Source organism: Paucibacter sp. M5-1 (assembly GCF_027498415.2).
In the GTDB taxonomy this organism is placed as follows: domain Bacteria; phylum Pseudomonadota; class Gammaproteobacteria; order Burkholderiales; family Burkholderiaceae_C; genus Roseateles_E.
In genome coordinates, this window is record NZ_JAPZLM020000001.1 from 487,980 (window position 1) to 510,993 (window position 23,014).

The window sequence follows — 23,014 nt, forward strand, 5'->3', positions numbered from 1 at the left end:
GCATGGCCGAGGCAGCGGCCTCGCGCCGCACGCTGGCGGCCAGTGCGGCGCTGTCCTGCGCCTATTTCGCCGCCATCGGCGGCTTCAATCCCTATGCGCCGCTCTGGTACAAGGAGCTGGGGCTGTCGGTGTTCGCAATCGGCCTGCTGGTCTCGCTGCAGAGCTGGACGCGGCTGTTCGCACCCTATCTGTGGGGCGCGCTGGCCGACCGCACGGGCCAGCGCGTGGCCATCATCCGCTGGGCCGCGCTGGCCAGCTTCGTGGCCGCGATCGGCTTTGTGCTGCCGCCGCATTTCGCGCTGCTGGCGGCCTCGGTGTTCCTGATGTTCAGCTTCAATGCCGCCATCGTGCCGCTGACCGAGACCGTGGTCGCGGCCCAGCTGATGCGCGCCGACGGGGCGATGGATGTGCGCCGCTACGGCCGGGTGCGGGTCTGGGGCTCGGTGGGTTTTCTGGCCAGCGTGGTGCTGGCGGGCTGGTGGTATCAGCAGGTCGGCCTGCGCGCCTTCGCGGCCACCACGCTGGTGCTGCTGGGCCTGATCGTGCTGGCGGCCTGGCGGCTGCCGCAGCAGCCGGCGGCCGTGCATGCGCAGGAGGCCGGCGAGCCGATCGGCGCGGTGCTGCGTCGGCCGGCGGTGCGCTGGTTCTTTGCCGGCGTGTTCCTGACCGTGCTGGCCCATGCCGCGCTCTATGCCTTCTTCAGCCTCTATCTGGATGCGCTGGGCTATGGCAAGCAATGGGTGGGGCTGCTGTGGGCGGCCTCGGTGCTGGCCGAGATTGCCTGGTTCGGTTTCCAGGGCCGGCTGCTGGACCGCGCGGCGCCGCATCGCTGGCTGCTGGCGGCGGCGCTGCTGAGCGCGCTGCGCTTTGCGCTGACGGCCGGCTTCGGCGCCAGCCTGTGGGTGCTGGTGCTGGCGCAATGCCTGCACGCGATCACCTTCGCGGCCCAGCACACGGTTTGCATCAGCCTGATCACGCGCTACTTTCCGGGCCGGCTGCGCGGCCGCGGCCAGGCCCTGTATTCGGTGCTGGGCTATGGCTTCTCGGGTGTGATCGGCGGCCTGGGCGGGGCCTGGCTGGCGGCGCGCTGGGGCTATGCGGCGGTGTTCTGGGCCGCCAGCGTTGCCGCACTCGGCGGGGCCTGGTGCTGCTGGCTCAGCCACCGGCACGAGCAACTGGACTTGTCTGTGTCCAACGCAAGTCGTGCCTAGCAATCTGCAGTTCGTCGCAGCGCCTCTTTAAGTTCAGAATCATCTCCCTACACTGCGGCCACTTTCGGCTAGAGACAGAAGTGGGGTAGACCATGCGCAAGCAATGGCTTTATGGGGGATTGGCGGCCGTGGTGCTGGCCGGCGGCGCGGGCGTGGCGGTCTGGGCGTCCAAGGGGGATGACAAGAAGGGCGAGGACAAGAAGGCCCAGGTGGCGCTGGAGTTCGTGCCCTCCGAGGTGGTCAAGCCCAGCCTGGCGGCGATGCCCGGCTTGATCGAGTTTTCGGGTCCGCTGGTGGCGCCGGGCACGGTGATCGTGCGCAGCAAGGCCAGCGGCACCTTGCTGAGCCTGTCGGTGGGGGAGGGCAGCCGGGTGCGCGCCGGCCAGGCACTGGGTCAGGTGGACCTGGAAGAACAAAGGCTGCGCGTGGCCGAGCGCAGCGCCACGGTGGAATCGGCGCGCGCCCAGCAGGCCCAGGCCGAGCGCCAGCACCAGGCCAACGAGGGCCTGGCGGCGCAGAACTTCATCGCGCCGACCGCGCTGGAAACCTCGCGCGCCGCGCTCGAAGCCGCACGCGCCCAGACCTTGGCCGCCAAGGCCCAGCTCGACACCAGCCAGGTGCTGCTGCGCCAGGCGGCGCTGATCGCGCCGATCAACGGCCTGGTGTCCAAGCGCCATGCGCTGCCGGGCGAGAAGCTCGCCGAAGAACAGCAGATCCTGTCCATCGTCGATCTGAGCAAGCTGGAACTGGCCGGCCTGGTCGGCACGCACGAGGTCAGCCGGCTCAAGCCCGGCATGGCGGTGCAGGTGCGGGTCGAGGGCGTGGACGAGACCGTCGAGGCCCAGATCGCCCGCATCGCGCCGGCCGCCGAGCCGGGCACCCGCTCCATCGTCGTGACGCTGGAGCTGGCCAATCCCAAGGAGCTGTTCCGCGCCGGCCAGTATGCGGTGGCGCGGGTCGAGCTGCCCGACGAGACCCGGCGCCTGACCGTGCCGCAGGGGGCGATCAGCAGCAACTCCGGCCAGGAGCAGGTCTGGATGATCGAGCAGGGCGCGCTGGTGCGGCGCATCGTGACGACCGGCCGCAAGGACGCGCGCGAAGGCCGGGTCGAGATCCTGCAAGGCTTGGCGCCCGAGGCCCAGGTGCTGGCGGCGCGCTTCGACAATCTGCGCGAGGGGGCCAAGGCCAGCATCGTCGCGAGCAAGGCCAACAAGGTCGCCAGCGCCGCCAGCAGCGCAGCCGCTCAATAAAACATAAAAAAGAAAGAGGAGTCGGCCATGTGGATGACCCGAATCTCGATCCAGAACCCGGTCTTTGCGACCATGGTGATGGTGGCCCTGTGCGTGCTGGGCCTGTTTTCCTATGCCAAGCTGGGCGTCGAGCAGACGCCCGACATCAGCCTGCCGGGCGCCTGGATCGATGTGCGCTATCCCGGCGCCAGCCCCGAGGCGGTGGAGCGCGAGGTCGCCAAGCCGCTGGAGGAGACGATCAACACGATTGCCGGCGTCAAGCGCATCCAGTCGCGCAGCTTCGAGGGCCGGGCCCAGCTCAGTGCCGAGTTCACGCTCGACACCGATATGAGCCGGGCCATGCAGGACCTGCGTGACCGCGTCGCGCTGGCCCAGGCGGTGTTTCCCGAGGATGTGAAGCCGCCGGCGGTCTCGCGCTTCCAGGGCGAGAACGCCGAGCCGGTGGTGGTGCTGGCGCTGATGAGCAAGACCCGGCCGGCGCGCGAGCTGTCGATGCTGGGCGAGCTGACCGTGGCCAAGCGCCTGGGCCGGGTCGAGGGCGTGGCCAAGGTCGATGTCGGCGGCCTGGTGTCGCGCGAGGTGCGCATCGATCTGGATCCGCTGCGCCTGCGCGCTTATGGCGTGACGCCGGCCGAAATCGCCAAGGCCCTGGCCGAGGCCAATACCGACCAGCCGGTGGGCCTGCTGTCGGACGGCCGATCGGACGCCATCCTGCGCGTCGAGGGCCGGGTCAAGGACCCGAAGCAGTTCGCGCAGATTGTCGTGGCGCGCCGCGGCTCGCTGGTGCTGACCCTGGCCGATCTCGGCACCCTGGTCGAGCGCGAGCGCGAGCCCGACAGCGTGGCCCGCATCAACGGCGTGCCGGCGGTCAGCTTCAATGTCTTCAAGCAGCAGGACGCCAATATCGTCAAGACCGGCGATGCGGTGAAGGAGGCGGCCGAGGAGCTGCGCAAGACCCTGCCCAAGGATGTGGAGCTGAGCCTGATCTACGCCAGCAGCGACTTCGTCAAGGGCTCGCTGAAGGGCTTGCAGCACACGCTGATCGAGGGCGCGCTCTTGACCGTGGCCATCGTCTTCCTGTTCCTGCACAGCTGGCGCTCGACCATCATCACCGGCCTGACGCTGCCGATTGCGGTGATCTCCAGCTTCATCGCGGTCCACGCCTTCGGTTTCACCTTGAACTTCATGACGATGATGGCGCTGAGCCTGTGCATCGGCTTGCTGATCGATGATGCCATCGTGGTGCGCGAGAACATCGTGCGCCATGTCGGCATGGGCAAGGACCACCACCGCGCGGCCGAGGACGGTACCAACGAGATCGGCCTGGCCGTGATGGCGACCACCTTCGCGATTTGCGCGGTGTTCGTGCCGGTGGCCTTCATGGGCGGCATCATCGGCAAGTTCTTCTATCCCTTCGGCATCACCGTGGTGGTGGCCGTGCTGGTGTCGCTGTTCGTCAGCTTCACGCTCGACCCGATGCTGTCCAGCATCTGGCCCGATCCACCGAGCAACCGGCTGAAGAAGCTGCCGGTGCTGCGCCAGCTGATCAACGGCACCGACCGCGGCATGGACTGGCTGCACGACGCCTATGAGCGCCTGATCCGCTGGGCCTTCTCGGCGCGGCGCTACCGCGCCTGGCTGCCGGTGTTTGCCCGGCCCTTCGATGCCGAGGGCCGGCGCGACCGCGGCCAGCCGCGCCGCCTGCGCATGGCGACCATCACGCCTCGCGGCCTGGTGATGGGCGGCGGGGTCTTGAGCTTTGTGCTGGCGCTGGGCCTGACGCCGCTGGTCGGCAGCGAGTTCATTCCGCAGACCGACGAGGGCTTCACCGCGATCAATCTGCGCATGCCGGTCGCGACCAGCCTGGAGCGCGGCTCGGCCAAGGTGCAGCAGGTCGAGGAGATCCTGATGGGCTATGCAGACATCAAGACCGTCTCCACCGTGGTCGGCAGCACCGGCGAGGGCATGGCTACCGGCCGCAACCAGGCGGTGCTGAACATCACGCTGAAGGACCGCAAGGACCGCCAGCGCACGCAAAAAGAGATCGAGGACGCGATCCGCGCCGACATCGCCAAGATCCCCGGCATCGAGGTCAGCGTCGGTTTCGAGCGCCCGGTCTGGATCACCATCCTCGGCAATGATCCCGAGGTGCTGACCCAGGCGGCCAAGGACCTGGTCGAGGCGATCAAGAAGGTGCCCGGCGCGGTCGATGTCGAGACCACGGTCAAGCCCGGTCTGCCGGCGTTCGCGGTGCGGCTGAAGGACTCGGCGATCCGCGAGCTGGGCCTGACCGCGCCCCAGGTTGCGGCCTCGCTGCGCGCCTATGTCAACGGCGATGTCGCGACCCACTGGAGCACGCCGGACGGCAACCAGGTCGAGGTGCTGCTGCGTCTGCCGCGCGAGCAGCGCGAGCGGGTCGAGCAGATGGCCAAGCTGCCGGTGGCCTTTGCCCGCGACGGCTCGCCGATCGCGCTGGACCAGGTGGCCGATATCGAGCAGGTCTTCAACCCCGAGGTGATTCGACGCCAGAACCTGCAGCGCCGCGAGGCCGTCTATGCCGGCGTGCAGGGCCGGCCCTCGGGCGATGTCAATGCCGATGTGCAGAAGCTGCTGAAGCAGACCCAGCTGCCGCCGGGCACCAGCTTTATGGTGGATGGCGCCGGCAAGGAGCAGGCCGAGGCCTTTGGCGGCCTGATGGGCGCGATGGCGCTGGCGGTGATCTTCATCTACATCGTGCTGGCCAGCCAGTTCGGCAGCTTTGTGCAGCCCATCGCCATCATGGCCTCGCTGCCGCTGTCGCTGATCGGTGTGATGCTGGCCCTGCTGCTGACCAACACCACGCTGAACGTGTTCTCGATGATCGGTCTGGTGATGCTGATGGGCCTGGTGACCAAGAACGCCATCCTGCTGGTGGACTTCGCCAACCATGCGCGCAAGGCCGGCGCCACGGTGGCCGAGGCCTTGCTGCAGGCCGGCCTGATACGGATGCGGCCCATCATCATGACGACCGCCGCGATGGTGTTCGGCATGCTGCCGATGGCCATCGCGCTGAACGACGGTGGCGAGATCCAGGCACCGATGGGCCGGGCCATCATCGGCGGCGTCATCACCTCGACCCTCTTGACCCTGGTGGTGGTGCCGGTGCTGTACTCGTATCTGGTGCGGGATCGCAAGCCCAAGCCAGCCGATGTGGCCGAGCCTGCGGCGCAGGTGGTACCGGCCGAGTAGGGCGCGTCAGCAGCTGCCGCGCAGCAGCACCTGGTAGCCCAGGTCCAGTTGCGGCGCGGCCACCGCCTCGCCGCGCATCAGCTTGATCAGCATGGCCGCCGCTTCGGCGCCGATCTCGCTGCGCGGGGTGCGCACGGTGGACAGCGGCGGCAGCATCTGCTCGCTGCCGGTCAGGTCATTGAAACCGGCCACCGCGAGGCGCTCGGGCACCTGGATGCCCAGGCGCAGCGCGGCCAGCAGGGCGCCCTGGGCCAGGTCGTCGTTGTTGAAGAAGATCGCGTCGACCTCGGGGGCCTCGCGCAAGACCTGCTCCAGCAGCGCGCCGCCCAGCGCCAGCGAGGAGCGCTCCGGGTTCAGAAATTCCAGCTCCGGCCGGTAGCGGCCGGCCGCCTGCAGCGCGCGCCGATAGCCCTCGCTGCGCTGCAGCGTGCGCGGGTCGAGCTGGGCGGCGGCAAACGCTATCTGGCGCCGTCCGCGCGCCAGCAAGGCCTCGGTCATGGCCCGGCCGGCATCGGCCTGCGAGAAGCCGACGCTGTAGGTGCCGGCCGCCGCCACCGTCTCCATCACATGCACGCAGGGCACGCCGCTGCCCTCGATCAGGCGACGCGCCTCGTCGGTGCGGTCGAAGCCGGTCACGATCAGGCCGGCCGGCCTATGCAGCAGATAGCTGCGCAGCAGGGCTTCCTCTTCGCTCGGCTCGTAATGGGTGACGCCGATCAGGGTCTGGTAGCCGGCCGCGAGCAGGGCGCGCTGCGCGGCGTCCAGCAGATCGACGAACAAGGCATTGCTGAGCAGCGGAATCAGCACCGCGACCTGGGAGCTGCGGCTGGAAGCCAGCGCACGGGCGGCCGGGTCGGGCACATAGCCCAGCTGCGCCGCCGCCGCCTGCACCCGGGCCACCAGCTCCGGCGCGACGGCGCGTTCGCCACGCAGCGCGCGCGACACGGTGATGGGGCTGACGCCGGCCGCCTGGGCCACATCCTGCAGCGTGGCGCGGCCGCTGGAGCGGCGCCGGCGTGCCTTGTTGGGGGGCGTTGTGCCTGACATGGGTGCGTGTTATCCCTGATACGGTGCGATGAACTCGGGCGTAGGATAGCGCTATCCAAACCTTCGCAGGCTTCGTGCATACCCGAAATCCGCGCCGGTTGAAGGAATTCGTGGTGGTCAGCGCCGACGCTGCCACCTTTTGTTTGATGCAGTGGGATAGCGCTATCCAATGTCAAAAGCAGTCGTGATGGGGGTGGCCGGTTGCGGCAAGTCCAGCCTGGGCCAAGCCATCGCTGCCGCCCGGGGCTGGGCCTATATCGAGGGCGATGCCCATCATTCGCCGGCCTCGGTGGCCAAGATGCGCGCCGGCATTGCGCTGACCGATGCCGACCGCGAGGGCTGGCTGGACCTGCTGGGTCGCGAGTTGGCGGCCCAGAGCGGCGGCGCGGTGCTGGCCTGCTCGGCGTTGAAACTGAGCTATCGCGAACGCCTGCGTGCGGCGGTGCCGGGGCTGCGCTTCGTGTTCCTGGACATCAGCCGCGAGCTGTCGCTGCAGCGCGTGGCGGCGCGTGCGGCCGAGCATCTGTTTCCGGCCAGCCTGGTGGACAGCCAGTTCGCCGCGCTGGAGTCGCCGCTGGGCGAGGCCGGCGTGCTGCGCGTCGCGGCTGCCGCCGCACCCGAGCAACAACTCAGCGAGGCCCTGGCCTGGCTGCAAGGAGAGGGCGCATGAGCGAGTCGCCGACCCCCGAGACCCGGCCGCTGCCGCTGTGGCAGCGCCTCAGCGACGGCCTGATGGCCGCCTGCCTGGCCGTGATGGCCATCGCGGTCTTTGTCAACGTCGTGCTGCGCTACGGTTTCGGCAGCGGCATCGCTGCCAGCGAGGAGCTGTCGCGCCTGCTCTTTGTCTGGATGGTCTTCATCGGCGCGACGGCCGCCTATCCGCGCGGCGAGCACATGGCCTTCACCAGCCTGCTGCTGCCGCTGCGCAAGCGGCCGCTGGCGCTGAAGCTGATGGCGGCGCTGATACGTGCGGCCGTCGTGCTGGCTTGCGTGCTGCTGGGCTGGGGGGCCTGGCAGCAGGTGGTGGTCGGCATGGACAGCCACTCGGTGGTGATGGGCTATCCGACGGCCCTGCTGCCGCTGCCCGGGCTGCTGAGCGCGGTTTTCATTGGTCTGATGGCCCTGGTCCAGCTGCTGCGTGGCAGCCCGCTGGATCTGGGCCATGGTGCTGACGTGGAGTGAGTGTCATGAGCAACGAGGCACTCGCCTTTGTGGTTTTCTCTGCCGGCATGCTGGTGCTGATGGGCATCGGCATGCCGATGGCTTTTGCGCTGGTGCTGACCGGTGCCGGCATGGCCTGGGCGCTGGACTTCTGGGACACCCAGCTGCTGGCGCAGAACCTGGTAGCCGGCATCGACAGCTTCCCGCTGCTGGCCGTGCCCTTCTTCATCCTGGCCGGCGAGCTGATGAATGCCGGCGGCATCAGCCGGCGCATCATCACGATGGCGCAGGCCTGGGTTGGCCATATCCGCGGCGGCCTGGGCTTTGTCGCGATTGGCGCCTCGGTGCTGATGGCCAGCATGAGCGGCTCGGCGCTGGCCGACACTGCGGCGCTGGCCACCATCCTGCTGCCGATGATGCGGGCTCATGGCTACCCGATGCACACCTCGGCCGGCCTGATCGCCTCGGGCGGCATCATCGCGCCCATCATCCCGCCGTCCATGCCCTTTGTGATCTATGGCGTGACGACCAATACCTCGATCTCCCAGCTCTTTTTGTCGGGCATCGTGCCGGGGCTGATCATGGGCGCGGGCCTGCTGGTGGCCTGGAAGCTGCAGCTGCGCAAGATCGACCTGCCCGGCGGCGTCGCGCTGCCGATGGTCGAGCGCCTGCGCGCGACGGCCAAGGCCTTCTGGGCCATCCTGATGCCCGTCATCATCATTGGCGGCATGAAGACCGGTGTGTTCACACCCACCGAAGCCGCCGTGGTGGCGGCCTTCTATGCGCTGGTGATCGCCTTCTTCATTCATCGCGAGCTCAGCATGGGCGAGTTGCACCAGGTGCTGGTGCGCGCCGCCAAGACCACGGCCATCGTGATGTTCCTGTGCGCCGGCGCCCAGGTGGCCAGCTACATGATCACCCTGGCCGATCTGCCGGGCACCTTGAGCGGCTGGCTGGGCGGGCTGATCGAGTCGCCGCGCCTGCTGATGGCCGTGATGATGATCACGCTGGTGGTCATCGGCACCGCGCTGGACCTGACGCCCACCATCCTGATCTTCGCGCCGGTGATGCTGCCGATCGCGGTCAAGGCCGGCATCGACCCGGTGTATTTCGGCCTGATGTTTGTACTCAACGGCGCGATCGGCCTGATCACGCCGCCGGTGGGCACGGTGCTCAATGTGGTGGCCGGCGTCGGGCGGCTGTCGATGCACCAGGTGATCAAGGGCGTGAACCCCTTCCTGATCACCTACACCCTGATCCTGATCCTGTTTGTGTTGTTCCCCCAGATCGTGATCGCGCCGGTGGCGTGGATGCGCTGATTGATAGATAGATTGATTGATCATCCATAAGGAGACTTCCGTGAAAAACACCCTTCGCCGTACCCTGCTGGCCGCCGTTGCGCTGGCCTGCCTCGCCCCGCTGGCCCAGGCCCAGGACATCAAGCCGCGCCTGATCCGTTTCGGCTACGGCCTGGCCGAGGCCAGCAACCAGGGCCGCGCCGCCAAGGTGCTGGCCGAGAACGTCGAGAAGCTGTCCGGCGGCAAGATGAAGCTGCGCGCCATCGGCGGCGCGGCCTTGGGGCCCGATACGCAGATGCAGCAGGCCTTGATCGGCGGCGCGCAGGAAATGATGGTCGGCTCGACCGCCACGCTGGTGGGCATCACCAAGGAAATGGCGCTGTGGGACACGCCTTTCCTGATCAACAACACCAAGGAGGCCGATGCGCTGCTGGACGGCCCGATCGGCCAGAAGGTGATGGCCAAGCTCGAGGAGAAAGGCCTGGTCGGTCTGGTCTATTGGGAAAACGGCTTCCGCAACCTGACCAATAACAAGAAGCCGGTCGCCAAGCTGGAAGACCTGGACGGCATCAAGCTGCGCGTGATGCAGAACAACGTCTACCTGGACAGCTTCAAGACCCTGGGCGCCAATGCCGTGCCGCTGCCGTACTCCGAGCTGTTCACCGCGCTGGAGACCAAGGCGGTCGATGGCCAGGAGAACCCCTACAACACCATCTTGTCGGCCAAGTTCTACGAGGTGCAGAAGTACCTGACGGTGACCAACCACGTCTACGCGCCGTGGATCGTGCTGGTCAGCAAGAAGTACTGGGACGGCCTGTCCAAGGATGAGCGCGCCGTGCTGCAGAAGGCCGCCGTGATCAGCCGCGACTTCGAGCGCAAGGACACCCGTGCCGAGGCCGCCAAGGCCCTGGCCGATCTGAAGGCCAAGGGCATGCAGGTCACCGAGCTGAGCCCGGCCGAGAGCGGCCGCATGCGCGACAAGCTGACCAAGGTCAATGCCGGCATCGCCACCCAGGTGGGCATGGAGTTGTGGAACGAGACCCAGGCCGAGCTGGCCAAGATCCGCGGCGGCAAGTAAGTTCTGTTTCGGACTAAAGTTTGACTTTAGTTCACAATTGAACTTACACTGAGGGCCAGGCAATCCCGCACAAGGTGTGTCATGGCCCTCAGTCTCCCGAGCCGCGAAGCGGCACCCACCGCGCCCGATCTGCATTCGCCGGCCGCTGCGGCGGCGGCGCTGCGCAGCTTCTTCAATATCGCCAAGGCCTGGGGCCTGAGCAACGAAGAGCAGCAGCGCCTCTTGGGCTGCGGCCGCACCAGTTTCTACGACTGGAAGGCCGGCCGCATCAAGACCGGACTGGACGGCGCGACCCTGGAGCGCCTGTCCCATCTGTTCGGCATCTATGCCGCGTTGCAGATTCTGCTGCCGGTCCCCGAGCGTGCCGATGCCTGGATCAAGAAACCCAATAGCGCCGCGCTGTTCGGTGGCCGCTCGGCGCTGGAGCGCATGCTGGGCGGGCAGGTGGCCGATCTCTTCGTCGTGCGCCAGTATCTGGATGCCCAGCGCGGTGGCTGGTCTTGAGCGGCGGGCAAGGTTTGGTCCAGCTGCTGTGGCCCGACAGCTGCCGGCTGATACCCAGCCGTTTCCCGCCGGTGCTGCTGTTCGACGCGGTGGCCGACCCGGCCGATCTGGAGGTGGTGTTCGCGATCGAGGCGCTGGGCAACCCCAGGCTGCGCGATGCCGTCGGCGAGCTGAGCCTGGTGCCAGCCGAGCAGCGCATCAGCGGCCCCGGGTGCAGCCCCATCATGGCGGCCTTCACCCATCTGAACCCCGAAGGCTCGCGCTTCAGTGACGGCAGCTACGGCGTCTATTACGCGGCCGCCCAGCTGGAGACGGCGGTGGCCGAAGTCAGCCACCACCGCTCGTGCTTTCTGCAGCGTACGCAGGAACCGCCCATCGATCTGGATCTGCGCTGCTACCGTGTGACCATCAGCGCGGCCCTGGTCGAGCTGCGCGACGGCCGCCGCGCCGACAGCGCCGCGCTGCATGACCCCGACAGCTATATCGCGTCGCAGGCCTTCGGCCGCCGCCAGCGTGAGCAAGGCCTGGCCGGCATCGCCTATGACAGCGTGCGCCATGCCGGCGGCCAGTGCGTGGCGCTGTTCACGCCGCGCGCGACCCTGCCGCCGGCCCGCCAGGCCGAACATGTGACACTGCGCTGGAATGGCGAGCGCATGGCCGAGTGGTATCTGAAGTCGGATCTGCATCGGCTCTAGCCAAGTTCTGGAGTCAGCGCAATGGCGTATCTCAGCCGATATATGGGTTTGATCATGGCGCTGCTGCTGGGAGTTGCCCATGCCCAGACCCCGGCGCTGCGGCTGATGAGCGAGGAGTTCCCGCCGATCAACTTCAGCCAGGATGGCGAGGCCCGGGGACTGGCGGTGGACATGGTGCGCGAGATCCAGCGCCGCCTGGGGCAGCAGCAGGCCATCGAGTTCATGCCCTGGGCGCGCGCCTTCCGCGATCTGCAGGGGCAGGCGCCGGCCTCGCTGTTCGCAATGGCGCGCACGCCCGAGCGCGAGCGCCAGTTCAAATGGGTCGGCCCCATCGTCCTGTTCTACAGCGCTCTCTATGCGCCGGCCGGCGGCGGTGTGCGCTTGCGCAGCCTCGATGACGCGAAGAAGGCCGAAGGCGTGCTGGTCGTGCGCGACTGGTATGTCAGCGAGCATCTGAGCGCCCAGGGTTTCAGGAATCTGGTCAGAGTCAGCGATCCGACCCAGGGCATACGCATGCTGCTGGCCCGCCGCGCGCCGCTGTTTGCGACCGAGCGCATCTCGATGCCAGAGACCCTGGCCCAGGCCGGGCTGGCCGAGGATGCGCTGGAGATCGTCTACAGCTATGCCAGCGCCGAGGGCTATATCGCCTTCTCGCGCGGGACGCCCGATGCGGTGATCAAGGCCTGGCAGCAGCAGCTCGACCGGATGAAGCGCGACGGCAGCTTCCAGACCATCTACAAGCGCTGGCTGCCCGATGACAGCCCGCCCGGCTGATCGGCTCAGGCCTGCGGCCGCGCCGCGCTGAGCCCGTTCTCGAAATGCCGGCGCATCAGCTGGGCCGCCGCCGCCGCATCGCGCCGGACGATGGCGGCCACCAGCGCCCGGTGCTCGGCCAGCGACTCGTTCAGGCGGCCTTGCTTGAACAGCGAGTGATGCCGGTTGAGCTTCATCACGCGGCGCAGATCGGTGACGATCTGCTGGCGCCAGCGATTGCCCTCAATCTCCAGCAGGCGCAGATGAAAGCGCTCGTTGGCGGCGAAGAAGGCATCGCGCTGACCGACCTGGCGTTCCAGCAGCTCGTGCAGGGCCTGCAGCTCGTCGAGCTCGGCCGGCGCGGCACTCTCGGCGACCCGCGCCGCCGCATCGCTCTCCAGCAAGGCCAGCAACTGATAGGCCTCGCGCACATCGCGCTCGCTCATCTCGGTCACATAGGCGCCGCGCCGCACCTTCATCGTCACCAAGCCCTCGGCCGCCAGCACCTTCAGCGCTTCGCGCAGCGGCGTGCGGCTGATGCCCATCTCGCTGCAGAGCTTCAGCTCGTCGATCCAGGCGCCGGGCTCCAGCTCGCGGCCGAAGATCTGCAGGCGCAGGCGCTCGGCCACCTCCTGGTAGAGGGCGCGGGGGGCGAGCAGGGTGGTGGTAGTCATCGTGGCATCAGATTCTAGTCAGTTCCGAATTTATAATTATGAATAACGAGAGCGCTATGATGCCGCGTTCGCAGGAGCCGTCAATGTCTGAATCCCGTCCCACCCCGTCCGAGTTCGCCGCCGCCAGCCTGGCGCAATGGCACAAGGCCGCCGCCAAGTCGGCGCCGGGCGGCAATGTCGAGGCACTGAACTGGATCACGCCCGAGGGGCTGACGGTCAAGCCCCTGTACACCGCGGCGGACACGGCCGGGCTGCCCTATGCCGACACCTTGCCCGGTTTCGAGCCCTTTCTGCGCGGCCCGCAGGCCACCATGTATGCGGTGCGGCCCTGGACCATCCGCCAGTACGCCGGTTTCTCGACCGCCGAAGAGAGCAATGCCTTCTACCGCAAGGCCCTGGCCGCCGGCGGGCAGGGCGTGTCGGTGGCCTTCGATCTGGCCACCCACCGCGGCTATGACAGCGACCACCCTCGCGTGACCGGCGATGTCGGCAAGGCCGGCGTGGCGATCGATTCGGTCGAGGACATGAAGATCCTGTTCGACGGCATCCCGCTGGACAAGGTCTCGGTGTCGATGACGATGAACGGCGCGGTACTGCCGGTGCTGGCCGGCTATGTGGTGGCGGCCGAGGAGCAGGGCGTCTCGCAGGACTGCTTAAGCGGCACCATCCAGAACGACATCCTCAAGGAGTTCATGGTCCGCAACACCTATATCTACCCGCCCGAGCCGTCGATGAAGATCATCGGCGACATCATCGAGTACACGGCGGCCCACATGCCCAAGTTCAACTCGATCAGCATCAGCGGCTATCACATGCAGGAGGCCGGCGCCAACCAGGCGCTGGAACTGGCCTTCACCTTGGCCGACGGCAAGGAGTATGTGAAGACCGCGCTGGCCAAGGGCATGGATGTCGACGACTTCGCGCCGCGCCTGTCCTTCTTCTGGGCCGTGGGCATGAACTTCTATCTCGAGATCGCCAAGATGCGGGCCGCGCGCCTGCTGTGGTGCCGCATCATGAAGGGCTTCGAGGCCAAGAGTCCGAAAAGCCTGATGCTGCGCACCCATTGCCAGACCTCGGGCTGGAGCCTGACCGAGCAGGACCCGTACAACAACGTCGTGCGCACCACCATCGAGGCGATGGCGGCGGTGTTCGGCGGCACGCAGTCGCTGCACACCAACTCGCTGGACGAGGCGATCGCGCTGCCGACCGAGTTCAGCGCCCGCATCGCCCGCAACACGCAGCTGATCATCCAGGAAGAGACCCATATCACCAGCGTGATCGACCCCTGGGCCGGCAGCTACATGATGGAGAAGCTGACCCAGGACATGGCCGACAAGGCCTGGTCCATCATCGAGGAGGTCGAGGCCATGGGCGGCATGGTCAAGGCGGTGGACAGCGGCTGGGCCAAGCTGAAGATCGAGGCCAGCGCGGCCGAGAAGCAGGCGGCCATCGACTCGGGCCGCGATGTGATCGTCGGCGTCAACAAGTACAAGCTCGCGAAGCAGGACCCGATCGAGATCCTGGATGTGGACAACGTCAAGGTGCGCGACGGCCAGATCGAGCGGCTGAAGGCCATCAAGGCCACGCGCGACACGGCCGCCGTGCAGGCCGCGCTGGCGGCGCTGACCGAGGCCGCCCGCTCGGGCCAGGGCAATCTGCTGGACCTGGCGATCAAGGCCTGCCGGCTGCGCGCCACCGTCGGCGAGATCTCCGATGCGCTGGAAGCGGTGTTCGGCCGCCACCGCGCCGACACGCAGAAGGTCAGCGGCGTCTACGCCGCTGCCTACGACTCGGCCGAGGGCTGGGCCAAGCTGCAGGAAGAGATCCAGGCCTTTGCCGAGGCGCAGGGCCGCCGCCCGCGCGTGATGATCGCCAAGCTGGGCCAGGACGGCCATGACCGCGGCGCCAAGGTGGTGGCCACCGCCTATGCCGACCTGGGCTTCGACGTGGACATGGGCCCGCTGTTCCAGACCCCGGAGGAGTGCGCGCGCCAGGCCATCGAGAACGATGTCCATGCGGTGGGCGTCAGCACCCTGGCCGCCGGCCACAAGACCCTGGTGCCGGCCATCCTGCAGGCGCTGAAGGCCCAGGGCGCCGACGACATCATCGTCTTCGTCGGCGGGGTGATCCCGGCGCAGGACTACGACATGCTGTACGAAGCGGGCGTCAAGGGCATCTATGGCCCCGGCACGCCGATCCCGGCCAGCGCCAAGGATGTGCTGGAGCAGATCCGTCAGGCGGTGGCCGCCTGATGGCCAGCCTGTCGTTGGCGTCGATCGCGGCCGAGGACTTCGAGGCCTTGTTTGCGCTGCGCATGGACGCGATGCGCGAGAGCCTGGCTCGGCTCGGTCTGGGTGATCTCCAGCGCAGCCGCGATCGCTTCACCAGCCAGTTCGACCCGCAGCGGACCCAGTCCATCCTGCGCGAGGGCGAACGTATCGGCTTCGTGCTGCTGAGGCCGGCCGGCGATCATCTGCATCTGGAGCAACTGTTCATCCGCCCCGGCGCGCAGGGCTGCGGCGCGGGCGCCTGGGTGCTGGACTGGGTCAAAAGTGTGGCACGAGCGCATGGGCAAGACGTGACCCTCAGCGCCTTGAAGCTCAGCGATGCCAACCGCTTCTACCGACGCCATGGCTTCGAGCCGGTCGGCGAGAACGAGTTGGAAATCGAATACCGCTGGAAGGTCCGGCCATGAGCTGGGCCCCCGCTCTGCTGGCCGGCCCCGGCCCCGCGCAGCGCCGGGCCATCGCCAAGGCCATCACGCTGCTGGAGTCGACACGCAGCGACCACCGGGCGCAGGCCGACGCCTTGCTGACCGAGCTGCTGCCGCACACCGGCAAGTCCTTCCGCCTGGGTATTTCCGGCGTGCCCGGCGTCGGCAAAAGCACCTTCATCGAGGCGCTGGGCCTGATGCTGATCGAACAGGGGCACCGTGTCGCGGTGCTGACGGTCGACCCATCGAGCAGCGTGTCCGGCGGCTCCATCCTCGGCGACAAGACCCGCATGGAGCGGCTGTCGATGGACGAGCGCGCCTATATCCGCCCCAGCCCCAGCAGCGGCACGCTGGGCGGCGTGGCCGAGAAGACCCGCGAGGCCATGCTGGTCTGCGAGGCGGCCGGTTACGACATCGTCATCGTCGAGACCGTCGGCGTCGGCCAGAGCGAGACGGCGGTGGCGGGCATGACCGATATGTACTGCCTCTTGCAGCTGCCCAATGCTGGCGACGATCTGCAGGCGATCAAGAAGGGCGTGATGGAGCTGGCCGATCTGGTCGTGATCAACAAGGCCGATCTGGACGATGCGGCAGCGACCCGCGCGCGGGCGCAGATCGTCTCCAGCCTGCGCCTGTATGGCATGCACGGCCATCCGGACCATGCCCATCACGATGTCAGGACCTGGCACCCGCAGGTGCTGCAGCTCAGCGCGCTGAAGAGCGAGGGGCTGGACCGCTTCTGGGCGGCGGTCAGCGAGTACCGCGAGTTGCAGAGCGCCAAGGGCCTGCTGGCCGAGAAGCGCCGCCAGCAGGCGCTGGCCTGGATGTGGGAGCGCATCCAGGCGGGGCTGCGCCAGCAGTTCGCGCAGGCCAGCGCCGTGCGCGCGGCGCTGGCCGACACCACCGCCCAAGTCTTGAATGGCAAGCTGGCCGCCTCGACGGCCGCGAGAATTCTGTTAGCCAAGTTTTCCGGAGACGATCACCATGCATGACATCCAACAGATGCTCGAACAAAAGCGCGAGCAAGCGCGCAAGGGCGGCGGCGAGAAGCGCATCGCCGCCCAGCATGCGAAAGGCAAGCTGACCGCGCGCGAGCGCCTGGAGCTGCTGTTCGACGAGGGCACGTTCGAGGAATGGGATATGTTCGTCGAGCACCGCTGCGTCGACTTCGGCATGCAGGACAACAAGATCCCCGGCGACGGCGTCGTCACCGGCTACGGCATGATCAACGGCCGCCTGGCCTTCAGCTTCAGCCAGGACTTCACGGTCTTTGGCGGCGCGCTGTCCGAGGCCCATGCCGAGAAGATCTGCAAGGTGATGGACCAGGCGATGAAGGTCGGCGCCCCGGTGATAGGCCTGAACGATTCGGGCGGCGCGCGCATCCAGGAAGGCGTGGCGTCGCTGGGCGGCTATGCCGATGTGTTCCAGCGCAATGTGATGGCCTCGGGCGTGATCCCGCAGATCAGCATGATCATGGGCCCCTGCGCGGGCGGCGCGGTCTATTCGCCGGCGATGACGGACTTCATCTTCATGGTGAAGGACTCGTCCTATATGTTCGTCACCGGCCCCGAGGTGGTGAAGACCGTGACGCACGAGGAAGTGACGGCCGAGGAACTGGGCGGCGCCGGCACCCACACCAGCAAGAGCGGTGTGGCCGATCTGAGCTTCGACAACGATGTCGAGGCCATCCTGATGCTGCGGCGCTTCTTCAACTACCTGCCGCTGAACAACCGCGAGAAGGCGCCGACCCGGCCCAGCGGTGATCCCGGCCAGCGCCTGGACCATTCGCTCGACACCCTGGTGCCGGACAACGCCAACAAGCCCTACGACATGAAGGAGCTGATCCTGAAGGTCGTCGACGATGGCGATTTCTTCGAACTGCAGGCCGACTATGCGAAGAACATCCTGACCGGCTTCGCGCGGATGGAGGGGCAGACGGTAGGCATCGTCGCGAACCAGCCGCTGGTGCTGGCCGGCTGCCTGGACATCAAGAGCAGCATCAAGGCCGCGCGCTTTGTGCGCTTCTGCGACGCCTTCAACATTCCGGTGATCACTTTTGTCGACGTGCCCGGCTTCATGCCCGGCACCAGCCAGGAATACGGCGGCATCATCAAGCACGGCGCCAAGCTGCTCTATGCCTATGCCGAGTGCACGGTGCCCAAGGTCACCGTGATCACCCGCAAGGCCTATGGCGGCGCCTACGATGTGATGAGCTCCAAGCATCTGCGCGGCGACGTCAACTTTGCCTGGCCCAATGCCGAGATCGCGGTGATGGGTGCCAAGGGCGCGGTCGAGATCATTTTCCGCGAGGACAAGGGCGACCCCGAGAAGCTGGCGGCCAAGGAAGCGGAGTACAAGGCCCGCTTTGCCAACCCCTTTGTGGCCGGCGCGCGCGGCTTCATCGACGACGTGATCCAGCCGCACGAGACGCGCAAGCGCATCTGCCGCTCGCTGACCATGCTCAAGGACAAGAAGCTCGAGAACCCGTGGCGCAAGCACGGCAATATCCCGCTCTGAGGCCATCAGGAGACAAGAATATGTTCACGAAGATTCTGATTGCCAACCGCGGCGAGATCGCCTGCCGCGTCATCAAGACCGCGCAAAAGCTGGGCATCAAGACGGTGGCCGTCTACTCGGAGGCCGACAAGGACGCCCGCCACGTCGAGCTGGCCGATGAAGCGGTGCTGCTCGGCCCCGCGCCCTCGCGCGAGTCCTATCTGGTGGCCGACAAGATCATCGCAGCGGCCAAGGCCACCGGCGCCCAGGCCATCCATCCCGGCTACGGCTTCCTCAGCGAGAACGAGGACTTCGCGCGCCGTGTCGAGGAGGAGGGCATCACCTTCATCGGCCCCAAGCACTATTCGATTGCCGCGATGGGCGACAAGATCGCGTCGAAGAAGCTGGCCAAGGAGGCGAAGGTCAACACCATCCCCGGCCACAACGAGCCCATCCTGTCGGCCGAGTCGGCCGTCGAGATCGCCAAGGGTATCGGCTACCCGGTGATGATCAAGGCCAGCGCCGGCGGCGGCGGCAAGGGCCTGCGCGTGGCCTTCAATGACAAGGACTGCTTCGAAGGTTTCACCAGCTGCCGCAACGAGGCCCGCAACAGCTTCGGCGATGACCGTGTCTTCATGGAGAAGTTCGTCGAGGAGCCGCGCCATATCGAGATCCAGGTGCTGGGCGACAGCCAGGGCCACGTCGTCTATCTGCATGAGCGCGAATGCTCGATCCAGCGCCGCCACCAGAAGGTGATCGAGGAGGCGCCGTCGCCCTTTATTTCCGAGGCCACGCGCAAGGCCATGGGCGAGCAGGCCGTGGCGCTGGCCAAGGCGGTGAAGTATCAAAGTGCCGGCACCGTCGAGTTCGTCGTCGGCAAGGACCAGAGTTTTTACTTTCTGGAGATGAACACCCGTCTGCAGGTCGAGCATCCGGTGACCGAATGCATCACCGGTGTCGATCTGGTCGAGCAGATGATTCGGGTGGCCGCTGGCGAGCCGCTGCCCTTCAAGCAGGACGAGATCAAACGCGAGGGCTGGGCCATCGAGTGCCGCATCAATGCCGAGGATCCCTTCCGCAACTTCCTGCCTTCGACCGGCCGCCTGGTGAAATACCAGCCGCCCGAGACCAGCATGGAGCAGGCGGCGCCCGAACGCTTCGGCGTGCGGGTGGACACCGGCGTCTACGAGGGCGGCGAGATCCCGATGTTCTATGACTCGATGATTGCCAAGCTGATCGTGCACGGCAAGGACCGCGCCGAGGCCATCGCGAAGATGCGCGAGGCCCTGAACGGCTTTGTGATCCGCGGCATTAGCAGCAACATCCCCTTCCAGTCGGCCCTGCTGGCCCACCCCGATTTCGGCAGCGGCAATTTCAACACCGGCTTCATCGCCCAGCACTACGGCGGCGGCTTCAAGGCCGAGGATGTGGTGCATGAGGATCCGGGCTTTCTGGTCGCGCTGGCCGGCTTCATCCGCCGCAAGGCGCGCGAGCGCGAGGCCGGCATCACCGGCCAGCTGCCCGGCCATGAGGTGAAGATCGAGCATGACTATATGGCCCTGGTCAACGAGGGCGGCGGCCGGCATCAGCGCCATGCGCTGCATATCGACGAGTTCGTCGGCCATCTGGGCGAGGCCCATGTGCGGGTCGGCGACCGCAGCTACCGCATCGTCAGCACCTCGCGCCTGAACGACATCCGCATCGCCGGCACCGTCAACGGCCGGCCCTTCACGGCCCAGGCCGAGCGCGGCACGGCCAAGAATCCGCTGGCCTACCGCATCCAGCACAACGGCCTGGCCATCGAGGTCAGCGTGCTGTCGCCGCGCGCCGCCGAGCTGCAGGCGCTGATGCCTTACAAGGCCCCGCCCGACACCAGCAAGTTCCTGCTCTCGCCGATGCCGGGCCTGTTGGTTCAGATCGCCGCCGAGCCCGGCCAGACCGTGCAGGCCGGCGAGCGCCTGGCGGTGATCGAGGCGATGAAGATGGAGAACATCCTGATCGCCGAGCGCGATGTCAGGATCGCCGAGGTGCTGGCCAAGACCGGTGAAAGCCTGTCGGTCGATCAGCCGATTTTGAGGTTCGAATAATGGACAAGAAACCCTACAAGATCCTCGGCATCCAGCAGATTGCCATCGGCGGCCCCGACAAGTCCGCGCTGCGCAAGCTCTGGGTCGATGTGCTGGGCCTGACGGTCACCGGCAACTTTGTCTCCGAGCGCGAGAACGTCGACGAGGACATCTGCGCGATCGGCAACGGCCCGCACAGGGTCGAGGTCGATCTGATGCAGCCGCTGGACCCCGACAAGAAACCGGCCGTCCACACCACGCCGCTGAACCATGTGGGCCTGTGGGTCGATGATCTGGCCAAAGCCGTCGAGTGGATGACGGCCAACGGCGTGCGCTTCGCTCCGGGCGGCATCCGCAAGGGCGCGGCCGGCTTTGATATCTGCTTCATCCACCCGAAGAGCAGCGCCGAGTTCCCGATTGGCGGGGAGGGCGTGCTGATCGAGCTGGTGCAGGCGCCGGCCGAGGTGATCGCGGCGCTGGCTTAAATCGCCATGCCGTTCCGGGCTCAGGGCCGGCCCGGCGGCAACTCCAGCAAAGGGGCGAAAGGCGCGGCCAAAGGTTCGCCAACAAAGACCCCCTGGCCGGGCCACTCGACACTCCTCCAATAGGCCTCCAGCGCCGTGGCGCCCTGCAGATAGCTTTTCGTCAGCAGGCGAGGGTGGGGGAATTTGGTGTTGTAGTTGCAGGGTTCGGTGACCGTGCCGTAGCTGGCGGTGGCGCCGGACTCGATCCAGTCGAGCACGCTCATCTGGGCGCTGCCCGGTGCTGCATCGAGCCGGCCGCCGAACGACGTCAGGTGGTCGGCCAAGGCGCCGGGACGCCACTGCACCTGGTTCAAGCCGTCCACGCGGGTCAGCCCGGTCTGGTAGATCAGCACCTCGGAAATCGGCGCCTGGGTGTAGCCGCTGCCCAGGCTTTCGCGCTGCACCGTCAGGCCCCAGGGACCGATGGGGCCGGCCGCCGGGAAATCGCCATGGCGCACACTGCGAAAGCCATCCCAGGTCTTGATGAAGTAGGCCTTGGCCGATGATCGGTGGTCGGCCGGCATGCTCTGGTCGGCACTGATGCCGCGCTCGATCAGCGCCTTGGCGCTGTCGATGCTGCGTGCCGCGATCAGCATACTGGGCCGCAGGCCCATGTCGGTGAACGGCCGCGCGCCGATGTAGCGGAAAAAAGGCGATGCCTTGCTGGGCGTGCAGACGTTGGGGCTGCTGCAGATCTCGGGCTGAAAGCCCATGGTCAGGGCCGAGGTGATCGAGTTGCATTCGACCGCATAGGGCTTGACCCAGGCCAGCGCCAGGCCTTGGACCGTCTCTGGCAGGCGGTTCCGCAGCTCGGCGGCCAGGGCTTCGAAACTGTTCCTGCTGATCGATGCCGTGGTCGGCAGGCTGACGCGGACGATATGGCTCTCGGGTATGCCTCTGCGCCTTGCGTAGTACTCCCCGACGGCGACCGAATAGGGATCGTTGAGATTGATCACCAGGCCCAGCGCTTCGGCCGTGATGCGCCCCACGGCCGGGGTGGCCGAGGCCAGCGCTGCATAGTGGGAGACGATGGCCTGGATCTCGGCGGCTTCCGGTTCATCCTGCCCGATCGGGTAGTTGGTTGCAGATGCCGCCACCACATTGCCGCTACTGGTATCCAGAGTCAGTTCGATGTCGGACAGATGGCTGGCGTGATGACCGGCAGATGTGACGGGCACCGGGATGCCGGCCCGGTTGTTGACGCTGCAGTTGTAGGCCAGATGACTGCCGCCGGACACGATCAGATCAATTTCCGGGTCCAGCCGACCGACGAGGTCCACGATGGGACCCGACAGGCCGCTGCAGCCATTGCTGGTCCCCCCGGCCGTCAGCCCGCCCTCGTGCACCAGCACCACGATGCTCTTGACCCCCTGGGCCAGTATGCCGGGCACCAGGGCGTTGACTGTCTCGGCCTCGTCCCGGAACTCCAGGCCGGCCACGCCAGCACCCGGGACATGGGCCGGTGTGCTGCGGCGGGCAATGCCGACGAAAGCGATTCTGTGACCCAGGAAATCCTTGTAGCCCACCGCTGGCAGCAGAGCTTGAAGGCTGGCGGTGTCAATGACATTGGCGGCCAGAAACTGGAAGGCGGCGCCGGAGAACTGGCTGTCCTGACGCCGGTCCGCTGCGAGCCCCTGGCCGGAAAAGCTGCTGCTTGCGTGATTACCACCATGCTGCAGACGCAGCAGTTCGTCGCGGCCTTCGCCGAACTCGTGAACGCCGGTGGCGGCAAAATCGATGCCGATGCGGTTCATCGCCTCGATGGTCGGTTCGTCCTTGAACAGGGCCGAGCTCAGCGGGCTGGCGCCGACCATATCGCCTGCGGAGACGACCGCATGCAAGGGATTGGCGGCCTTCAAGGCCTGGATGCGGTTCGCAAGACGGGCCACACCGGGGTTGCCGGCCGCACCTTCAGCGGATTTGATCGCGCCGTGGAGATCGTTGAAGGCGATCAGCTTGACCGTCAGCTGGCTGCCGATGCCAGATGAGCGGGCCGCGGCCATCAGCCGGTCGCGCTCATCCAGGCTGATCAGGCCATCCTTCAGCAGGTCGTTGAAGACCTTGCCGGCATGGTCTAGGAATTCCCTCTGGCCGCCCCAGGGGCGTTCGTCGTCCAGCAGGTCGTCGATGGTGCACTTGCCCTCGACCTCGCGGTTGTCGACGCCGGATTCATAGGTACCAATCCGCACGGTTGGCGAGTTGTCCAGCGCCTTGCAATCAGCTGCGGCCCGGACAGGCAGCAAGGAGGCTAGCAGCAGGGCCGCACAGACGAGAGACTTGGACATGGCGCTTCGGCAGAGGGTGGTCGAAGCGATT

General features: G+C 67.0%; 19 protein-coding genes. 16 read left to right on the top strand and 3 right to left on the bottom strand.

All coding sequences use genetic code 11. The features are described 5' to 3' along the window. Positions 1 to 2 precede the first annotated feature (2 nt). The 3 genes from O5M90_RS02230 to O5M90_RS02240 all read left to right on the top strand — a co-directional run bounded on the left by O5M90_RS02230 (position 3) and on the right by O5M90_RS02240 (position 5,689). A complete protein-coding gene (locus tag O5M90_RS02230) occupies positions 3 to 1,211 on the top strand; it encodes an MFS transporter (protein WP_137940595.1) in 1,209 nt (402 codons plus the stop codon). 92 nt (positions 1,212 to 1,303) lie between these two features. Further along, a complete protein-coding gene (locus O5M90_RS02235; RefSeq protein ID WP_137940594.1) occupies positions 1,304 to 2,461 on the top strand; it encodes an efflux RND transporter periplasmic adaptor subunit in 1,158 nt (385 codons plus the stop codon). A gap of 27 nt (positions 2,462 to 2,488) precedes the next feature. Then, positions 2,489 to 5,689, top strand: coding sequence for an efflux RND transporter permease subunit (locus O5M90_RS02240; protein WP_269841594.1), 3,201 nt, complete (start codon positions 2,489 to 2,491; stop codon positions 5,687 to 5,689). Positions 5,690 to 5,695: 6 nt separating this feature from the next. Here O5M90_RS02240 and O5M90_RS02245 read toward each other — a convergent pair whose 3' ends face one another. Continuing rightward, complete coding sequence (locus tag O5M90_RS02245; protein ID WP_269841593.1) at positions 5,696 to 6,736, bottom strand: LacI family DNA-binding transcriptional regulator; 1,041 nt, start codon at positions 6,734 to 6,736, stop codon at positions 5,696 to 5,698. Between the two features lie 169 nt (positions 6,737 to 6,905). Here O5M90_RS02245 and O5M90_RS02250 point away from each other — a divergent pair, with 169 nt between their 5' ends. From O5M90_RS02250 to O5M90_RS02280, 7 genes are all read left to right on the top strand, one after another. After that, on the top strand, positions 6,906 to 7,406 hold the full coding sequence (locus O5M90_RS02250) for a gluconokinase (RefSeq protein ID WP_262972964.1): 501 nt from the start codon (positions 6,906 to 6,908) through the stop codon (positions 7,404 to 7,406). Continuing rightward, complete coding sequence (locus tag O5M90_RS02255) at positions 7,403 to 7,918, top strand: TRAP transporter small permease subunit (protein WP_171018069.1); 516 nt, start codon at positions 7,403 to 7,405, stop codon at positions 7,916 to 7,918. Before O5M90_RS02250 ends, O5M90_RS02255 begins: the two co-directional genes overlap by 4 nt. Positions 7,919 to 7,923: 5 nt before the next feature. Then, the gene (locus tag O5M90_RS02260; RefSeq protein WP_137940591.1) at positions 7,924 to 9,216 is read left to right on the top strand and encodes a TRAP transporter large permease; all 1,293 of its coding nucleotides are present in this window, start codon (positions 7,924 to 7,926) and stop codon (positions 9,214 to 9,216) included. 40 nt (positions 9,217 to 9,256) lie between these two features. Further along, the gene (locus O5M90_RS02265; protein ID WP_137940590.1) at positions 9,257 to 10,273 is read left to right on the top strand and encodes a TRAP transporter substrate-binding protein; all 1,017 of its coding nucleotides are present in this window, start codon (positions 9,257 to 9,259) and stop codon (positions 10,271 to 10,273) included. 81 nt (positions 10,274 to 10,354) lie between these two features. Beyond that, the gene (locus tag O5M90_RS02270) at positions 10,355 to 10,777 is read left to right on the top strand and encodes an MbcA/ParS/Xre antitoxin family protein (protein ID WP_137940589.1); all 423 of its coding nucleotides are present in this window, start codon (positions 10,355 to 10,357) and stop codon (positions 10,775 to 10,777) included. After that, positions 10,774 to 11,472 carry an RES family NAD+ phosphorylase gene (locus O5M90_RS02275; protein ID WP_440401794.1) on the top strand — a complete coding sequence of 233 codons (699 nt, stop codon included), beginning with the start codon at positions 10,774 to 10,776 and terminating at the stop codon, positions 11,470 to 11,472. The genes O5M90_RS02270 and O5M90_RS02275 overlap by 4 nt, the downstream gene beginning before the upstream one ends. A 42-nt stretch (positions 11,473 to 11,514) precedes the next feature. Beyond that, complete coding sequence (locus O5M90_RS02280; protein ID WP_440401795.1) at positions 11,515 to 12,246, top strand: substrate-binding periplasmic protein; 732 nt, start codon at positions 11,515 to 11,517, stop codon at positions 12,244 to 12,246. A gap of 5 nt (positions 12,247 to 12,251) precedes the next feature. Here O5M90_RS02280 and O5M90_RS02285 read toward each other — a convergent pair whose 3' ends face one another. Then, the gene (locus O5M90_RS02285) at positions 12,252 to 12,899 is read right to left on the bottom strand and encodes a GntR family transcriptional regulator (protein WP_262972960.1); all 648 of its coding nucleotides are present in this window, start codon (positions 12,897 to 12,899) and stop codon (positions 12,252 to 12,254) included. A gap of 83 nt (positions 12,900 to 12,982) precedes the next feature. Here O5M90_RS02285 and scpA point away from each other — a divergent pair, with 83 nt between their 5' ends. From scpA to O5M90_RS02315, 6 genes are read left to right on the top strand one after another with little or no spacing between them, the layout of a single operon-like run. After that, positions 12,983 to 15,151, top strand: a complete 2,169-nt coding sequence (scpA, locus tag O5M90_RS02290; protein WP_269841590.1) for a methylmalonyl-CoA mutase — start codon at positions 12,983 to 12,985, stop codon at positions 15,149 to 15,151. Then, entirely contained in the window at positions 15,151 to 15,594 is a 444-nt protein-coding gene (locus O5M90_RS02295; RefSeq protein ID WP_269841589.1) for a GNAT family N-acetyltransferase, read from the top strand. The genes scpA and O5M90_RS02295 overlap by 1 nt, the downstream gene beginning before the upstream one ends. Continuing rightward, complete coding sequence (gene meaB, locus O5M90_RS02300; protein ID WP_269841588.1) at positions 15,591 to 16,604, top strand: methylmalonyl Co-A mutase-associated GTPase MeaB; 1,014 nt, start codon at positions 15,591 to 15,593, stop codon at positions 16,602 to 16,604. The genes O5M90_RS02295 and meaB overlap by 4 nt, the downstream gene beginning before the upstream one ends. Next, positions 16,597 to 18,129: an acyl-CoA carboxylase subunit beta gene (locus O5M90_RS02305; RefSeq protein WP_137940582.1), complete on the top strand. Its 1,533-nt coding sequence runs from the start codon at positions 16,597 to 16,599 to the stop codon at positions 18,127 to 18,129. The genes meaB and O5M90_RS02305 overlap by 8 nt, the downstream gene beginning before the upstream one ends. A gap of 20 nt (positions 18,130 to 18,149) precedes the next feature. Then, complete coding sequence (gene accC / locus O5M90_RS02310) at positions 18,150 to 20,195, top strand: acetyl-CoA carboxylase biotin carboxylase subunit (RefSeq protein ID WP_269841587.1); 2,046 nt, start codon at positions 18,150 to 18,152, stop codon at positions 20,193 to 20,195. Continuing rightward, the gene (locus O5M90_RS02315; protein ID WP_269841586.1) at positions 20,195 to 20,659 is read left to right on the top strand and encodes a VOC family protein; all 465 of its coding nucleotides are present in this window, start codon (positions 20,195 to 20,197) and stop codon (positions 20,657 to 20,659) included. Before accC ends, O5M90_RS02315 begins: the two co-directional genes overlap by 1 nt. Before the next feature lie 20 nt (positions 20,660 to 20,679). Here O5M90_RS02315 and O5M90_RS02320 read toward each other — a convergent pair whose 3' ends face one another. Next, on the bottom strand, positions 20,680 to 22,983 hold the full coding sequence (locus O5M90_RS02320) for a TIGR03790 family protein (RefSeq protein WP_440401796.1): 2,304 nt from the start codon (positions 22,981 to 22,983) through the stop codon (positions 20,680 to 20,682). Positions 22,984 to 23,014 lie beyond the last annotated feature (31 nt).

Coding starts and splice junctions, on each gene's coding strand:
- O5M90_RS02250 (WP_262972964.1), top strand. CDS start 6,906: ATGTCAAAAGCAGTCGTGATGGGGGTGGCCGGTTGCGGCAAGTCCAGC.
- O5M90_RS02320 (WP_440401796.1), bottom strand. CDS start 22,983: ATGTCCAAGTCTCTCGTCTGTGCGGCCCTGCTGCTAGCCTCCTTGCTG.
- O5M90_RS02305 (WP_137940582.1), top strand. CDS start 16,597: ATGCATGACATCCAACAGATGCTCGAACAAAAGCGCGAGCAAGCGCGC.
- O5M90_RS02280 (WP_440401795.1), top strand. CDS start 11,515: ATGGGTTTGATCATGGCGCTGCTGCTGGGAGTTGCCCATGCCCAGACC.
- O5M90_RS02295 (WP_269841589.1), top strand. CDS start 15,151: ATGGCCAGCCTGTCGTTGGCGTCGATCGCGGCCGAGGACTTCGAGGCC.
- O5M90_RS02245 (WP_269841593.1), bottom strand. CDS start 6,736: ATGTCAGGCACAACGCCCCCCAACAAGGCACGCCGGCGCCGCTCCAGC.
- O5M90_RS02230 (WP_137940595.1), top strand. CDS start 3: ATGGCCGAGGCAGCGGCCTCGCGCCGCACGCTGGCGGCCAGTGCGGCG.
- O5M90_RS02255 (WP_171018069.1), top strand. CDS start 7,403: ATGAGCGAGTCGCCGACCCCCGAGACCCGGCCGCTGCCGCTGTGGCAG.
- O5M90_RS02235 (WP_137940594.1), top strand. CDS start 1,304: ATGCGCAAGCAATGGCTTTATGGGGGATTGGCGGCCGTGGTGCTGGCC.
- O5M90_RS02260 (WP_137940591.1), top strand. CDS start 7,924: ATGAGCAACGAGGCACTCGCCTTTGTGGTTTTCTCTGCCGGCATGCTG.
- meaB (WP_269841588.1), top strand. CDS start 15,591: ATGAGCTGGGCCCCCGCTCTGCTGGCCGGCCCCGGCCCCGCGCAGCGC.
- O5M90_RS02285 (WP_262972960.1), bottom strand. CDS start 12,899: ATGACTACCACCACCCTGCTCGCCCCCCGCGCCCTCTACCAGGAGGTG.
- O5M90_RS02315 (WP_269841586.1), top strand. CDS start 20,195: ATGGACAAGAAACCCTACAAGATCCTCGGCATCCAGCAGATTGCCATC.
- accC (WP_269841587.1), top strand. CDS start 18,150: ATGTTCACGAAGATTCTGATTGCCAACCGCGGCGAGATCGCCTGCCGC.
- O5M90_RS02240 (WP_269841594.1), top strand. CDS start 2,489: ATGTGGATGACCCGAATCTCGATCCAGAACCCGGTCTTTGCGACCATG.
- O5M90_RS02270 (WP_137940589.1), top strand. CDS start 10,355: ATGGCCCTCAGTCTCCCGAGCCGCGAAGCGGCACCCACCGCGCCCGAT.
- scpA (WP_269841590.1), top strand. CDS start 12,983: ATGTCTGAATCCCGTCCCACCCCGTCCGAGTTCGCCGCCGCCAGCCTG.